Annotated in this window: 13 protein-coding genes; 2 read left to right on the top strand and 11 right to left on the bottom strand. The window is 62.9% G+C overall.

Going from position 1 to position 14,411, the window contains the following annotated elements:
- Positions 1–45: 45 nt before the first annotated feature.
- Both KHO23_RS28475 and KHO23_RS28470 read right to left on the bottom strand, forming a co-directional pair.
- Positions 46–597, bottom strand: a complete 552-nt coding sequence (locus tag KHO23_RS28475) for a DUF6013 family protein (RefSeq protein WP_211615394.1) — start codon at positions 595–597, stop codon at positions 46–48.
- Between the two features lie 290 nt (positions 598–887).
- The gene (locus KHO23_RS28470; RefSeq protein WP_211615392.1) at positions 888–1,904 is read right to left on the bottom strand and encodes a zinc-binding alcohol dehydrogenase family protein; all 1,017 of its coding nucleotides are present in this window, start codon (positions 1,902–1,904) and stop codon (positions 888–890) included.
- A gap of 162 nt (positions 1,905–2,066) precedes the next feature.
- Here KHO23_RS28470 and KHO23_RS28465 point away from each other — a divergent pair, with 162 nt between their 5' ends.
- Positions 2,067–3,044: a LysR family transcriptional regulator gene (locus KHO23_RS28465; protein WP_211615390.1), complete on the top strand. Its 978-nt coding sequence runs from the start codon at positions 2,067–2,069 to the stop codon at positions 3,042–3,044.
- Between the two features lie 209 nt (positions 3,045–3,253).
- Here the strand turns inward: KHO23_RS28465 and KHO23_RS28460 are convergent, their stop codons facing one another.
- A complete protein-coding gene (locus KHO23_RS28460) occupies positions 3,254–4,501 on the bottom strand; it encodes a cytochrome P450 (RefSeq protein ID WP_211615388.1) in 1,248 nt (415 codons plus the stop codon).
- Between the two features lie 316 nt (positions 4,502–4,817).
- Between KHO23_RS28460 and serB the strand changes: the two genes are divergently transcribed.
- A complete protein-coding gene (gene serB / locus KHO23_RS28455) occupies positions 4,818–5,657 on the top strand; it encodes a phosphoserine phosphatase SerB (protein ID WP_211615386.1) in 840 nt (279 codons plus the stop codon).
- A 233-nt stretch (positions 5,658–5,890) separates the two neighbouring features.
- Here the strand turns inward: serB and KHO23_RS28450 are convergent, their stop codons facing one another.
- The 8 genes from KHO23_RS28450 to phaR form a co-directional block, all read right to left on the bottom strand.
- Complete coding sequence (locus KHO23_RS28450; protein ID WP_211615384.1) at positions 5,891–6,340, bottom strand: hypothetical protein; 450 nt, start codon at positions 6,338–6,340, stop codon at positions 5,891–5,893.
- 178 nt (positions 6,341–6,518) lie between these two features.
- Positions 6,519–7,703 (bottom strand): cystathionine beta-lyase, encoded by a 1,185-nt coding sequence (locus KHO23_RS28445; protein ID WP_211615382.1) that lies wholly within the window; start codon positions 7,701–7,703, stop codon positions 6,519–6,521.
- A gap of 14 nt (positions 7,704–7,717) precedes the next feature.
- The gene (locus KHO23_RS28440; protein WP_211615380.1) at positions 7,718–8,383 is read right to left on the bottom strand and encodes a hypothetical protein; all 666 of its coding nucleotides are present in this window, start codon (positions 8,381–8,383) and stop codon (positions 7,718–7,720) included.
- Positions 8,384–8,506: 123 nt separating this feature from the next.
- The gene (gene bktB / locus KHO23_RS28435; RefSeq protein ID WP_211615378.1) at positions 8,507–9,691 is read right to left on the bottom strand and encodes a beta-ketothiolase BktB; all 1,185 of its coding nucleotides are present in this window, start codon (positions 9,689–9,691) and stop codon (positions 8,507–8,509) included.
- A 74-nt stretch (positions 9,692–9,765) separates the two neighbouring features.
- Positions 9,766–10,731, bottom strand: a complete 966-nt coding sequence (locus KHO23_RS28430) for a sugar kinase (protein WP_211615376.1) — start codon at positions 10,729–10,731, stop codon at positions 9,766–9,768.
- A 3-nt stretch (positions 10,732–10,734) separates the two neighbouring features.
- Positions 10,735–12,126, bottom strand: coding sequence for a 30S ribosomal protein S12 methylthiotransferase RimO (gene rimO, locus KHO23_RS28425; RefSeq protein ID WP_211615374.1), 1,392 nt, complete (start codon positions 12,124–12,126; stop codon positions 10,735–10,737).
- Between the two features lie 116 nt (positions 12,127–12,242).
- Positions 12,243–13,295 carry a tRNA dihydrouridine synthase gene (locus tag KHO23_RS28420; protein WP_211615372.1) on the bottom strand — a complete coding sequence of 351 codons (1,053 nt, stop codon included), beginning with the start codon at positions 13,293–13,295 and terminating at the stop codon, positions 12,243–12,245.
- Between the two features lie 386 nt (positions 13,296–13,681).
- Positions 13,682–14,299, bottom strand: a complete 618-nt coding sequence (gene phaR / locus KHO23_RS28415) for a polyhydroxyalkanoate synthesis repressor PhaR (protein WP_120291669.1) — start codon at positions 14,297–14,299, stop codon at positions 13,682–13,684.
- Positions 14,300–14,411: the final 112 nt, after the last annotated feature.

The raw sequence follows: 14,411 nt of genomic DNA, 5'->3' as shown, positions 1-14,411 counted from the left end.
GCGTCGCGTGTTCGCTATCTGTTCACCCTTTACGCCGCGCAACCCTCAACGTTTCGCGGTGACCGCCACCTCGGTGCCGTCATTGAGCGTCAGCGTTTTCGTGCTGCCATTGGTCGGCATCGTAAAACGCACAATCTGGCTGACGGACACGTTGTTCGGACACTTGAGCGTTTTGCCGCCGCTCGTCACTGTCTTCACGCCGTGCGGCGTCTGCGCCTGGAAGCTCAACTGCACGGACGCGGTGCCGTCACTCGCAACCACCGGTGCAAAGCGGATCTGCGTCTGACGAATCATCGCGCCGTTGGTATCGGTTGGGAGCGACGAGTAATTCGGGCAGCTATCCGTTGCGGGCACGGGGCCGCCAGGCGGCACGGTTTTCCACGTGAAGTCGTCCGATTCGCCGGAGCGGATCGTGCGCGTTTCCTGTGAATTGCCGAACTGTTTCGACGTGACGCGGACCGTATAGCGAATCGGACCGTCGAGGGCGGACTGCGACGTCACCGTGATCGGCGTGGCCGCGTGGGCCGCTGTCACGAGCATGCCGAATGCGAGAGAAGCGACAACTGAAACGGCGGAGAGTTTGAAGCTTAAGCTCATACTGTCACCTCGTTGTTGTGCCGTTGCGCGCTCGCTTTGGCGCTACCGCCAGTGCATCGCCTGACCGAAGCCCGACCGAAGTCTGAATGATGCCTGATCGACGCCGGGTAAAGGCCCAGCCAGACGAGCCGCGAGACACGCAACTGTTTTAGCATGATGCCCCACCAGTCTACCGCCAAGCGGCGCCGCGCGCGCCTCATACGAATCGGGTGTTACCCCGCTTGCAATGAGGCGTTTTCTGCGCGTGCGATCTGACAGCAACACCCAACCCTCGGCAAACCCTGCGCGGTTTAGAAACCCGTCAGGACCAGCTTGCCGATGGCGCGACCGTCTTCGAGCAGCCGATGCGCGCGGCGCAGATTCTCAGCGTTGATCTTGCCGAGATCCTGGCCGACCGTCGTGCGCAACGTGCCCGCATCGACGAGACGCGCCACCTCGGTCAGCAGCTTATGCTGCTCGATCATGTCCGGCGTGCCGAACATCGAACGCGTGAACATGAATTCCCAGTGGAACGCGGCGCTTTTCGCCTTCAGCAATTCGACCGGCACCGGCTGGCTGTTTTCGACAATCGAACAAATGCCACCCTGCGGCTTGATCACTTCGGCGGCTGCAGGGAAATTCCGGTCGCTATCGTTGAAGATCAGCACGTAATCGACCTGGTCGATGCCGAGCTTTTTCAGCTGCGCGGGCATATCGCCGAAGTGATCGACGATATGATCCGCGCCCAACTCCGTTGCCCACTTCGCCGATTCAGGACGCGAGGCGGTCGCGATCACTTTGAGTTTCGCCAGTTGTTTGGCCAGTTGGATGCCGATCGAGCCGACCCCGCCCGCCCCGCCGACGATCAGCACGGTGCGGCCTTCGTCCGCGCCTTGCGGCGACACGCCGAGGCGGTCGAAGAGCGCCTCCCAGGCCGTGATTGCGGTCAACGGCAAGGCGGCCGCGTGCGTGAAATTGAGCGATGCCGGCTTGCGCCCGGCAATGCGCTCGTCGACCAGATGAAACTCGCTATTCGCACCCGGCCGCGTAATGCTGCCCGCATAGAACACCGGGTCGCCGACCTTGAACAGCGTCACGTCCGGGCCGGCCGCCACCACGGTGCCGGCAGCGTCCCAACCGAGCACGCGCGGCGCTTTCTCGACGGTGTCTTTGGGGGCGCGCACCTTGGTATCGACCGGGTTGACGGAGATGGCTTCGACCTTCACCAGCAGGTCACGGCCAGTGGCTTCAGGTTGGGGAATATCGACGTCGACCAGGGACTCAGCTTGATCGATCGGCAAATAGCGATAGAGACCTACGGCTTTCATTACGGCTCCTGTTGTTTCAGATGAGGTTGAGAGACGGGCGATCGTTGCCGGCGGCGCCTCGCGCCATGCGGGCCAATCGATCGCTTTGGCGTCATCCTAAAGGGGTTCTTATTCTCAAAAAACCATCATAATGACTGAAACATCTTTTTGAATTTCAGAAGAATGGACCATCCTGACGATCCTGCGGCACCTGCCTTACAACCCGCCATAAAACCCTCATCCGGCGAACGGGAACGGCTCGATCTGCTCGACGTCGCCCTGTTCGTGCGAGCCGCCCTGCTCGCCAATGTGTCGGCGGCCGGCCGTGAATTCGGCCTGTCGGCGGCGGTGGCAAGCTCGCGCATCGCACAACTGGAAAGGCGCCTCGGTGCGCGCCTGCTGCATCGGACCACCCGGCGCATCAGTCTCACGCAGGACGGCGAAGTGTTCATGACCCGCGCGCAGGCGCTGCTCGACGCGGCCGATGCCGCACGCGCCTCGGTGGGCCGCGCGCGGGCCGAACCTCAAGGGCGTTTGCGGGTGTCGATGCCGTCGTCGTTCGGGCGGCAACACGTATCGCCGGTGATCAGCGAATTTCTGCGCCGCTATCCCGGCGTGAGCGTCGATCTGCGCCTGACGGATCAGGTGATCGATCTGGTCGATGCGGGTATCGACGTGGCGATCCGTGTCGGCGTGCTCAAGGATTCGTCGCTGGTGGCGCGGCGCCTGGCCGTGAACCGCCGCGTGCTGTGCGCCGCGCCTGCTTACCTCGCCGCACGCGGGACGCCGCACCATCCTTCGGACCTCGCGCAGCACGAATGCATGATCCTGTCGGACCAGCGCGACTGGGCATTCGTGACGCCCGCCGGTCGGATCGAGGTCCGCGTGAGCGGACGCCTCGTCGTCGACAACGGTGAGGTCATTCGCGACGCCTTGCTGGCCGGTTTCGGCATCGCGCTCAAATCGACCTGGGACGTGGCGCGGTATCTGCGCAGCGGCGAACTGATGAGCGTACTCGACACCTATCCGCTCGCGGAGAATGTGGCGATCTGGGCGGTGTATCCCAGCCGTGCGTTCGTGCCGCCCAGGACACTGGCGTTCATCGAGTTCCTTGCCGCGCATTTTGGCGATCCGCCTTATTGGGACGCCGAGCCAGGATGAGTGGGATGAGTGGAGTGCGCGGAGTGCCGGAATGAAGGTCGCGGCTTTTGAATGAGGTCAGCTAGATCGCGCTCATCCGGCCTCATCCAAACGTTTCTTCATTGCCGCGGTAATGCGCTGACGCGTCTTCGCGTAGCCCGCCCACGGGCCGGGATTAAGGTCCTGTAGGCGCTCGTGCAGCTCGGCGCCGGCTCTTCAACCGATGCTCGTCAACCGCCGCTCGCCGGCTCGAGCTCGATCGGCACCTCCGCGAAGCCGCGAAATCGAACGCGTCCGCCGCGCGTTGGTTCGCCGCCGAGCCGATACGCAGGAAAACGCTGCACGAAACGTCCGACGGCAATGCGCGCCTCGAGCCGCGCAAGCGACAACCCCGCGCACTGGTGAATGCCGAAGCCGAATGCCAGATGCCGGTTCGGATCGCGACGGATGTCGAAGCGGTCTGGTTCCGCGAACTGCTCGGGGTCGCGATTGGCCGCGCCGATGCACAGTGTGACGGGCGTCCCGCGCGCCACCGCGACGCCGCCGATCTCCGTGTCGACCGTTGTCATCCGGTTGCCGAGCTGATTCGAGCTTTCGAACCGCAAACACTCTTCGATCGCCGACTCGATAAGCGACGGTTCGCGCAGTAACGCGGCGCGTTGCTCAGGCCAGTCGATGAGCGTAACGAGACCGTTGCCGATCAGATTCGTGGTGGTCTCATGACCGGCATTCAGAATGAAGATGCAGTTTTGCAGCAACTCCGTTTCCGATAACTGCTCGCCACCCTCTTCGCCCTGGATCAGGCGCGTCAAGACGTCGTGCTGCGGATCGCCGGGTTCGCTGCGGCGCCGCGCCACCAGACCGCGCAAATAGTCGACGAATTCGCTGACCGCGCGGTTTCCCCGTTCGAGTTGCGCCTCGTTCGGCGACGGCTCAAGCGCGCCGAGTATCGCCAGCGACCAGTCGCGTAACGGCTCGCGCTCAGCGTGCGGCACATCCAGCAGATTACCGATGATCTCGACCGGAATCGCCGACGCGAACGCGCCAATCAGATCGATCCGGCCACGCACCGCGGCAGCGTCGAGCAAGCCATCCACGAGGCGGATCAGCCCTGGCTCCATGGCCGCGATCGCGCGCGCCGTCAGCGCACCGGCGATCAGTTTGCGCACCCGCGCGTGACGCGGCGGATCGTTGAAGACGAGACTGGTGGTGTGGTGGGTGTAGAGCGGCGAGTCGCCGTACTTCGGCTTGAACTCGACGGTCTTGTCGGAACTGAATGTTTTCGGGTCGCGATAGACCGCTTGCACGTCGCGAAAACGCGTCAGAAACAGCGAGCCGTCCGGCATGCGTTTGACCGGCTCATGGGTGCGCAGCGCGTGATAGACCGGGTACGGGTCAGCATGGAACGCGGGGCTCAGATGGCGCAGATCGAAGTCGCGCGCAAGAGTGGACGCGTCGCTGGTGGTCGCGGGGGTCATGACTTGTCTCCGTGGTGGTGCGCCGCTTCGCTGGTGCCAATGCGTGCCGTGTACGGTGTGCCACGCGTCTCATCGGCGCGGCGGGCTCGACAGGCTCGATGGGCTGCGGGGCGTCGTTCGAAGCGCCAGTATGACGCGGGCCCCCGATGATTGCACAGCAGATTGCCGGGCGGAGCACGCGGTGGGAAGCATGACAGGTTTCCAGGCAGGTCGGTTGTCAGCTACCCAGGCGGGCCGCGGGTCGCCGAACCGTTACAATGGCGGAATTTTCCGCGCGAGCCGCGCGCCCGTCCTTTTCTGCGTTAACGCGTCGTCCATGAACCTCGTCATCCAAAGCACCGCGCCCCTTTCCGCCGATCATCACAAAACGCTCATCGCGCTTGCGCGTGGCTCGCGTGCCACCGTCATCGACGCGAACGCGATTCGCATTGCCGGCGCGAACATTGCGCAGCGCGCCGACCTCGAGGTCTATTGCAGCACGCATCAACTGGACTACGCGTTTGTCGAACCCGGCCGCCAGTTGCGTGACTTCGGCCTCGTCGCGATGGACATGGATTCGACGCTGATCACGATCGAGTGCATTGATGAAATCGCCGACTTCTGCGGGTTGAAAGCCGAAGTTGCCGCGATCACCGAAGCGTCGATGCGCGGCGAAATCAAGGACTTCAACGAAAGTCTGACGCGCCGCGTGGCACTGCTCAAGGGACTCGATGCCGGCGCCCTCGAACGCGTTTATGAAGAGCGGCTGCAACTCTCGCCGGGCGCCGAACAGATGCTGGCCGGCGCAAAAGCGGCGGGATTGAAAACGCTGCTGGTGTCCGGCGGATTTACGTTCTTCACCGAGAAACTGAAGACCCGACTCGGCCTCGATTTCACGCACGCGAACACGCTCGAAATCGTTGATGGCAAGTTGACCGGCAACGTAATCGGCGAGATCGTCAACGCCGACGTGAAGGCACGCACACTGCGCGAAACGTGCGCCCAACTGGGCATCGAACCGACCCGCGCGATTGCGATGGGCGACGGTTCGAACGATCTGAAAATGATGGCCGCTGCGGGACTTTCGGTCGCATTCCGTGCGAAGCCGGTGGTACGCGAAGCAGCCAGCGTGGCGTTCAACCACGTTGGACTGGATGGATTGCTGCGTTTGTTCTGACGCCTCGAATTTGCGCTGGCCGGCGCAATGACGGCCAGCGCAGAGATGCGTGTTATTTGTTGAGATAGGTTATCAGGAACACACTCAACATGCAGATTGCAACGGCGCCTGTCACGACGTTGAACCACTTCAGAACACGAGCAAAATTTTCGTCAGATTCCAAGAATGTGAACACTTTGTGCATGATTGCCTCCTTTAGCGAATCAGTATAATTGCTGCGCTATCTGAAAAATCTAAATCAGGCATATGTGTAGGATTGCAAATAGTACTGCCGCAACGGATGTTGCAAATATTGAAGCTCCGATTACCACGCGCGACAATGCCCCCGCAACGAACCGCTTCTGCCTGTTGCCGGCGGATGTGCCCGCCCGGTCATGATGTGCGTAGACCAAGGCCGACATCACGACAATGGAACAGGAAAAAGCGAGCACACAGAATCCAGCAATGGCGGACTCCAGAGCAGTCACCACGCCACGCCCCCGCTCCAGCGCAGTCACCGCTTCATAAACCGCGGCCGCGCACAGTCCGATCGCACACCAGAGCAATTGGCCGTCTTTCACGGATGCAGCGATCAACGCCTTCGCGACGCGCCAGCCGTGCGTGGGGGCGACGAGCGCTAGCGTAAAGATCGGGCCGACAATCGGCACGCCAAGATTCAGCAACATCCAGAAGAATAGATTCATCGAAGCTCACCATTGTGCAGTTACCGTTAGTCAGGATGTGCACCATCGTAGCGTCGAGATCCGGCGTCGACCATTCGGCCGAATGGTTAGGCTTACTGGCTATCTTGACAAAATAAAAAGCCCATCAGGAACACGTCCCGATGGGCTCATTCGACCTTCAACAAATCTTTTTAGGCGCTTAACCCAGTGCCACCAGACATTGTTCGATATCCGCGCGCAAATCGGCCTCTTCTTCCAGACCGATATAGAACCTCACCAAGGTGCCGCGATACGGCCATTGACCTTCCGTGCGCATCGAGGCGACGTCGTAGGGCATCGCGAGACTGTGTGCGCCGCCCCAGCTCCAGCCGAGCGAAAACAGCTCAAGCGACTCGCAGAACGTGTCGATTTGCGCCGCGCTGTAACGCGCGTCGAACACCACCGAAAACAGTCCGCCCGCGCCCGTAAAATCGCGCTTGAAAAACTCATGCCCTGGACAGTCGGGCAACGCCGGATGCAAGACCGCCGCGATTTCCGGGCGAGTTTTCAGCCAGGTAGCGAGATTGAGCGCCGCGCGGTCGTGCTGTTCGAAGCGCAACTGCATGGTCGGCAGACTGCGCAAAATCAGCGAACAGTCATCAGACGACACGCCGATACCCATACGCATGCGCGCAGCCTTCAGCTTCAGATGCAACTCGCGATCGACGGTGATCGTCGCGCCCATCAGGACGTCGCCGCCACCCGACTGGTACTTGGTTAGCGCCTGCACCGAAATATCGACGCCGTGGTCGAACGGCCGGAAACCGAGCCCCGCCGACCAGGTATTGTCGATTGCCGTGACGACGTTGCGCGCGCGCGCCGCCGCGGTAATAGCAGGCACGTCGGGCACTTCCATCGTGACCGACCCGGGTGCTTCAAGCCAGATCAAACGCGTATTCGCCTGGATCAGATCCGCGATCCCCGCGCCGATCATCGGATCGTAGTAGCGTGCCGTAATTCCAAAATCTCGCGCCAGCCAGTCGCCATGGTCGCGGTTCGGCGAGTAGACGTTATCGGGAATCAGCACGTCGTCGCCGGCCTTGACGAGGCCGAAGTACACGTTCGAAATCGACGACAACCCCGACGGCTGCAACAACGCGTGATTGCCGCCTTCGATGGTGGCAAGCCGCTGCGCCAGCGCGAGCGAAGTCGGCGTGGCGTGCAGGCCATAGCGCCATTGCGCGTCGTTTTTCCAGTCGAGCGCGCGCATCGTCGCGAGATCGGGGAACACGACCGTCGACGCGCGCGTAACCGGCATTGAGAAAGATTCGAAGCCCGGCGTGAGCTGGTCATCGGCACGCACGATGCGGGTCTGCAGATCGCGTTTGAGTTTGTATTGAGTCATGGTCCAGGTCGGCTTCATTCGCCGGTTTGCAGGTTGCTAACGCCACCGACGGCGTGACCGCCGTTCGTCGCCGAGGCGGGCGCTGCTGCGCTGCCTGCGGACGGTTGCGGCGTGGTCGCCTTGCCGGCCGCTGCACCGGCCGCCGCTGAAGCAGCCGGCACGGCCTGCCCCGCTGCCAGTGGCTTCAGATCGAACGGCTGTGGGTCGGAGTCGTCGACGTTCATACGGTCGCCCGCGACCGAGCCGTCGGCGGCGAATTTGCCCACCCAGTTGCCGGTGATATGCGTGCCGTCGTTCGATTCTTCGACTTCGAGCGTATCGCCGTCGCGGTCGCCCGCGATCAGGATCACCTCGCCGGTATCGGTGTACTGATACTCGCCGTGTACGCCGGCGGGATCGTCGGTTTTCGCGCCGAGCCGCAGCACGATCTGACGCGCGCCCAGCATGCCGGCGTAGCGCGGAAACTTCGCGAATTCGGGGCTCGGCCTGAGCGGCAACTGAATCGGCGGGGGCGCCGCCAGCGCCTTGACCGCGTCGCTTTCCGCCCATGCCTGCGCGGGCAGCACAGCGCCGGCACACAGCAATGCAGCCGCGCTCACTACGCTCCGAAGGAAGTTCCCTTGGGGGACTGCCCAACCGCGCCGACGCGTCGCACCCTTCATCGCTTTCGATTCCTGCATCCGTTCGTTCCTTGTTGCCCGATACGTGCTTGTACCCGCTGACTGCTGACTAACTGCCGGGCTTCGTTCGGCAGGGAAAGACGACGCCTAGCGTTGCTTTGCGTTGCCTTTCCCGCCTCGGACCTAGATCCGTTCGAAGATCGCCGCGATGCCCTGACCGCCGCCGATACACATCGTCACCAGCGCATAACGGCCGCCGACCCGCTGCAATTCATACAGCGCCTTGACGGTGATCAGTGCGCCGGTCGCGCCGATCGGGTGGCCGAGCGAAATGCCCGATCCGTTCGGATTGACCTTGGCCGGATCGAAGCCCAATTCCTTGCTGACCGCGCACGCCTGAGCGGCAAACGCTTCGTTCGCTTCGATCACATCCAGATCGGCGACCGTCAGGCCGGCGCGCTCGAGGGCTTTGCGCGTCGCCGGCACCGGGCCGATGCCCATGTAGGCCGGATCGACACCTGCATGCGCGTACGAAACCAGCCGTGCCAGCGGCTTGATACCGCGCTTTTCAGCGACGCTGCGTTCCATCAGCACGACCGCCGCGGCGGCGTCGTTGATGCCGGACGCGTTGCCGGCCGTCACCGTGCCGTTTTCCTTCGCGAACACCGGCTTCAACTTGGAGAAGTCTTCGGCCGTTGCGTTCATACGCGCGTGCTCGTCCGTATCGAACACGACGTCGCCCTTCTTCGACGGAATCGTGATCGGCAGGATCTGGTCTTTGAAGTAGCCGGCGGAAATCGCGTTGGCCGCGCGGCGATGCGATTCGAGCGCGAGCGCATCCTGCGTTTCGCGCGAGATTTCATATTTGCGCGCGACGTTCTCGGCGGTCACGCCCATATGGATCGACTGGAACGGGTCGTTCAGCGCGCCGACCATCATGTCGACGAGGCGCGCATCGCCCATGCGCTGACCAAAGCGCGCAGCCGGCATGGAATACGGCGCACGGCTCATGTTTTCCGCGCCGCCGCCGATCGCGATGTCGGCATCGCCGAGCAGCACGCTTTGGGCGGCCGAGACGATCGCCTGCAAGCCCGAGCCGCACAGGCGGTTGACGGTCAGCGCGGGCGCATGTTGCGCGACGCCGCCGTTGATCGCCGCCACGCGGGCCAGATACATGTCTTTCGGTTCGGTATGCACGACGTTGCCGAACACCACGTGGCCGACTTCGTCGCCCGACACGTTCGCGCGCGCCAGCGCTTCACGCACGACGCGTGCGCCTAGATCAGTCGGCGGAAAATCCTTCAGACTGCCACCAAAACCGCCGATTGCCGTACGTACACCGCTTACCACCACTACGTCCCGTTGCATCGCTCGCTCCTCTCTTTAGTCTCAGGATAATCTGGCCTTGCCGGTTGTGGGACGCGCCTCGCGGCGCGTTGCCGTCAGCCGGCCAGGATGTGTTCGACCGTTGCCCGCGAAGGGATCGGCGCGACCGCACCGTAACCTTGCGTGGACAGTGCCGCGGCGACGTTCGCATAACGCGCCGCTTGAAAAGGATCGTCACCCGCTACGATACGCGCGATGAACGCGCCGCCGAAGCAGTCCCCCGCGCCGGTCGCATCGACCGCGTTGACGACGTGGCCCGGCACGACGCGCCGTTCGTTGGGCGTGGCGATGTACGAGCCCTCCTTGCCGAGCTTGAGCGCCACGACGCGCGGACCGTGCGACAGCAGAAAGTCGACGATCTCGTCGCGGCCGGTCAAGCCAGTGAGCTCGGTCACGTCGTCCCAGCTCGGCAGGCAAATGTCGGTTTGACGAATGGCTTCGAGCATCACCGCGCGTGCTCTGGCGAGCGGCCAAAGCTTCAGGCGCAGGTTGGTGTCGAAGCTCACGCGCACGCCGTTCGCGCGCGCATGCCCGATCGCCGCCAACGCTGCGTCACAGGCGCTCAGGCTGATCGCGAGACTGATGCCGGACAGATGGATGACTTTAGCCGCGGCGATCGCATCGAGCGGCAAATCGTGCGGCGCGTAGCGGCTCGCGGCCGACCCCGCGCGCAGATAGTCGAACGCGTGACCAGCGGGACCGTGCGAAACGAAATAGACCCCGGTGGACGCGTGCGGATCGACGCGCACGAGCGACGTGTCGACCTGCTCGCGTTCCCACAGATCCATCAACAGATGCCCGAAATGGTCGCTGCCGACGGCCGACACGAAACTTGTGTTCGCGCCCTGGCGCGCTGCCGCGATGCAGAAGTTCGACGTATCGCCGCCGAAGCCTTGCAGATAGTTCGGCTGATCTTTAGCCGACTGATTGAACTCGATCATCGCCTCGCCGAGCGCGAGGATTTCTGAGGGTCGGCTTGCCGGGGGCCGGCCGTCCGGCGTACTGGCCATGCTCACCGTCATCGCTTACACCTCGCCCCACAGGTCGTGGCCGTCGGCGCCGGTGATCTTCACCGAAACGAAATCGCCGACCTTGTAGCGCTTCGACGCCTTGGTGGCCGGCGCGATATACACAACACCGTCGATCTCGGGCGCGTCCGCCGCCGTACGGCCAATGCCGCCGTCGGCATTGATCTCGTCGACCAGCACTTTCAGCGTCTTGCCGACCTTCTTCGCGATCCGTTTGGCCGACACTTCTTCAGCGACTTGCATGAAACGCGCGCGGCGTTCTTCACGCACTTCGTCGGACAATGCGCCGTCGAGTTCGTTGGCGCTCGCGCCTTCGACCGGCGAGTAAGCAAAGCAGCCCACCCGATCCAGTTCCGCCTCGCGAATGAAATCGAGCAGCGTCTGGAATTGCTCTTCGGTCTCGCCCGGGAAGCCGGCGATGAACGTGCTGCGGATCGTCAGATCGGGACAGATTTCGCGCCAGGCCTTCACGCGCTCCATCACCTTCTCGGCGTTGGCCGGACGCTTCATGCGCTTCAACACTTCGGGATGCGCGTGCTGGAACGGCACATCCAGATACGGCAGCACGTGGCCCTTGAACGGACCTTCGGCCATCATCGGAATGACTTCGTCGACGCTCGGATACGGATACACGTAATGCAAGCGCACCCATGCGCCGTATTGCGCCGCGAGTTCGCCGAGCGCGCCGACCAGATCGGTCATGCGCGTCTTGATCGGCTTGCCGTTCCAGAAACCGGTACGGTATTTGACGTCGACGCCGTATGCGCTCGTGTCCTGCGAAATCACCAGCAGTTCCTTCACGCCGGACTTGAACAGGTTCTCCGCTTCGAGCATCACTTCGGCAACCGGCCGCGACACGAGGTCGCCGCGCATGGACGGGATGATGCAGAACGTGCAGCGGTGGTTGCAGCCTTCGGAAATTTTCAGGTACGCGTAGTGGCGCGGCGTGAGCTTCACGCCGGCAGCCGGAACCAGATCGATGAACGGATCGTGCGGCTTGGGCAGATGGTTGTGCACCGCCTGCATCACTTCGCCGAGCGCGTGCGGGCCGGTCACGGCCAGCACCTTCGGATGCACTTCTTCAATCAGGTTCGAGCCGCTCGCACTCTGCTTTGCGCCGAGACAGCCCGTGACGATCACTTTGCCGTTTTCGCTGAGCGCCTCACCGATCGCGTCGAGGCTTTCCTGCACCGCTTCGTCGATGAAACCGCAGGTGTTGACGACCACAAGGTCTGCGCCGTCATAGGTGCCGGAGATCTCGTAACCCTCGGCGCGCAACTGCGTGATGATCTGTTCGGAGTCGACCAGGGCTTTAGGACAGCCGAGGCTGACGAAACCGACCTTCGGAGTCGAAGGGGTCGGCACGGCGGGGGAAATGGTCTGCGACATAGGTGGGTCCGGCGTATAGCGGTGACGATGGCGACAAATGGGGACGGTGCGGCAAGGCCAAGGGGTCCGATGGTCATCAAGACCCAGCCCGGAGGGCGTCCCGCGCACGCAACCCTTTATTGTACCGCGCTGGCGGGCGTACAGCCGGCCAAGAGGCGAGGCATTGCCGGTTCGAGCCGCCCGAGGGCCGCGCCTTGATATGCCGGTATCAAGTTATTGAATTCCAGCGCGCGCTCGATCACCTCGAGAATTTCGCGCGAATCATGCAGGCGTCGGATGGCGGCATGCAGTTCGGCAGCCTGCGGCCAGGTCCGCTTGAGATAGCTGAGCCACATTTTGACGCGTCCATGCTCATGGCGGGCCGCGACACGGGCTTGCAGTTTTCTCAGGTAGTCAGCGAGCTGCTCCAGCACGGCCGGCCACTCCTCGGCGGAAGGCGTCCGGTCCATCAGTCCGCGTATGCGCAAGGCGAGGAAGGGATCCGATACGGCGCCCCGCCCGATCATCACGTCCGCGCAGCCGCTGACCGCCCGGCACCGCTCCCAGTCGGCCACCGTCCAGACCTCTCCGTTGGCAATGACCGGCACGTCCACGGCGGCATCGATACGCGCGATCCACTCCCAGTGGGCCGGCGGCCGGTAGCCATGGTCGCGTGTTCTGGCATGCACCACGATGGAGGCCGCGCCGCCTTCGGCCAGCGCCGTGGCACAGTCGATCGCGAGCGACGTATCGGACACGCCGAGCCGCATTTTTGCCGTCACGGCAATGCCGGCAGGCACCGCGGCGCGAACAGACGCAACGATCCGGTTCAACTGATCGGGATGCGCCAGCAGCATCGCACCGCCACCGTGCCGATTGACCACTTTGGCCGGACAACCGAAGTTCAGATCGAGTCCATGCGGCGACAAACTGGCCGCCTGGGCCGCATTCAGCGCCATCCATTCAGGATCGCTGCCGAGAAGCTGGATCACCATCGGTGTGCCGCTGGGTGTGCGGCCGCCGTGGAGGACCTCGGGTGTATCTCTCTCGTAGACACGTTCGGGAAGCACCGAGCCCGTGACCCTGACGAATTCGGACACGCACCCGTCGAATCCGCCCGTGCCGGTGAGCACGTCGCGCAACACGTAATCCGCAAGCCCTTCCATGGGCGCAAGAAACAGCCGGCTCATGCGAGAACGGCGCCTAAGCTGCCTTTGCGAATCTGACGGTCAACCAAGGCTGACAAAACCGACCCTCGGAATCGAAGGTGTGGGCGCGGCACGGAAAAGGGTCTGCGACATAAGTGGGATGGGCATACAGCGGTGGCGACGGCGGCAAAATGGGGATGGCGCAACAAGCACTGAGGGGCAGCAGGATCACGAGAACCACACCCGGAGACAGCGCATGCAGCCCGCGATTGTACCGTGCCCGCGGCCGGCCGCTTACGTGCGGCGCGCCGGCCGCCTCGATCGCATCCGGCGCCCCTTGGCGCAATGTGCACAGCCGGCCGCCGCGGCCGTGGGGCGAACGCGCAAAGGTGCGCTCGTCGCGCCGGCAACGGCGTTGCGTTGCGCGCTTACTTCTTCTCCGGCTCCGGATTGCTTTGCGGATTAGCCGGCGCAACCGGCGCTCCAGCCGCATTCACCGGCCCACCTGGCGTGAACGGGAACGTGGCGAACATCGATTTCGCCTGGTTCTGCATCTGCTCCTGCATCTGCACGAACATGTTCTTCGACTGCTCGATATAGCTGGTCATCATGCCCTGCATCATCGGCGCCTGCATGTTCATGAACTGGGACCAGACTTCGGGGTTCATCGCCTTGCCTTCGTACAGATTCTTCGACTGATCGGCGAGCTTGGCCTGAATGTCGATGAAGGCCTGGATGTTCTTCTCCAGATACGTGCCCATCATGCCCTGCATCGCATGACCGTAGAAACGGATGATCTGCGACAGCATCGACGACGAGAACATCGGCAAGCCGCCGCTCTCCTCTTCGAGAATGATCTGCAACAGGATGGCGCGCGTCAGGTCCTCGTTGCTCTTCGCATCGATGACCTTGAAATCCTCCTGATCCAGCACGAGCTGCTTAACATCCGTCAGCGTGATGTACGTGCTCGTCTCGGTATCGTAGAGTCGACGATTCGGATACTTCTTGATCAATCGTTCGGCTGTTTTCTTTGTAGTAGTAGTCATGTAACGCCTTTGAGCGCAAGTTGAGCGCGGAAACGGCGTCATGCCGGCTGCGCAATCGGGTAATCGCACAGTCGAGACGCCGCCGGAACCATCTGAGCAGAAGCACGCCGCC

Source organism: Paraburkholderia haematera (genome assembly GCF_905220975.1).
GTDB lineage: Bacteria > Pseudomonadota > Gammaproteobacteria > Burkholderiales > Burkholderiaceae > Paraburkholderia > Paraburkholderia haematera.
This window is presented reverse-complemented; position numbering and strand designations above follow the sequence as displayed.

Coding starts and splice junctions, on each gene's coding strand:
- KHO23_RS28475 (WP_211615394.1), bottom strand. CDS start 597: ATGAGCTTAAGCTTCAAACTCTCCGCCGTTTCAGTTGTCGCTTCTCTC.
- KHO23_RS28470 (WP_211615392.1), bottom strand. CDS start 1,904: ATGAAAGCCGTAGGTCTCTATCGCTATTTGCCGATCGATCAAGCTGAG.
- KHO23_RS28465 (WP_211615390.1), top strand. CDS start 2,067: ATGGACCATCCTGACGATCCTGCGGCACCTGCCTTACAACCCGCCATA.
- KHO23_RS28460 (WP_211615388.1), bottom strand. CDS start 4,501: ATGACCCCCGCGACCACCAGCGACGCGTCCACTCTTGCGCGCGACTTC.
- serB (WP_211615386.1), top strand. CDS start 4,818: ATGAACCTCGTCATCCAAAGCACCGCGCCCCTTTCCGCCGATCATCAC.
- KHO23_RS28450 (WP_211615384.1), bottom strand. CDS start 6,340: ATGAATCTATTCTTCTGGATGTTGCTGAATCTTGGCGTGCCGATTGTC.
- KHO23_RS28445 (WP_211615382.1), bottom strand. CDS start 7,703: ATGACTCAATACAAACTCAAACGCGATCTGCAGACCCGCATCGTGCGT.
- KHO23_RS28440 (WP_211615380.1), bottom strand. CDS start 8,383: ATGCAGGAATCGAAAGCGATGAAGGGTGCGACGCGTCGGCGCGGTTGG.
- bktB (WP_211615378.1), bottom strand. CDS start 9,691: ATGCAACGGGACGTAGTGGTGGTAAGCGGTGTACGTACGGCAATCGGC.
- KHO23_RS28430 (WP_211615376.1), bottom strand. CDS start 10,731: ATGACGGTGAGCATGGCCAGTACGCCGGACGGCCGGCCCCCGGCAAGC.
- rimO (WP_211615374.1), bottom strand. CDS start 12,126: ATGTCGCAGACCATTTCCCCCGCCGTGCCGACCCCTTCGACTCCGAAG.
- KHO23_RS28420 (WP_211615372.1), bottom strand. CDS start 13,295: ATGAGCCGGCTGTTTCTTGCGCCCATGGAAGGGCTTGCGGATTACGTG.
- phaR (WP_120291669.1), bottom strand. CDS start 14,299: ATGACTACTACTACAAAGAAAACAGCCGAACGATTGATCAAGAAGTAT.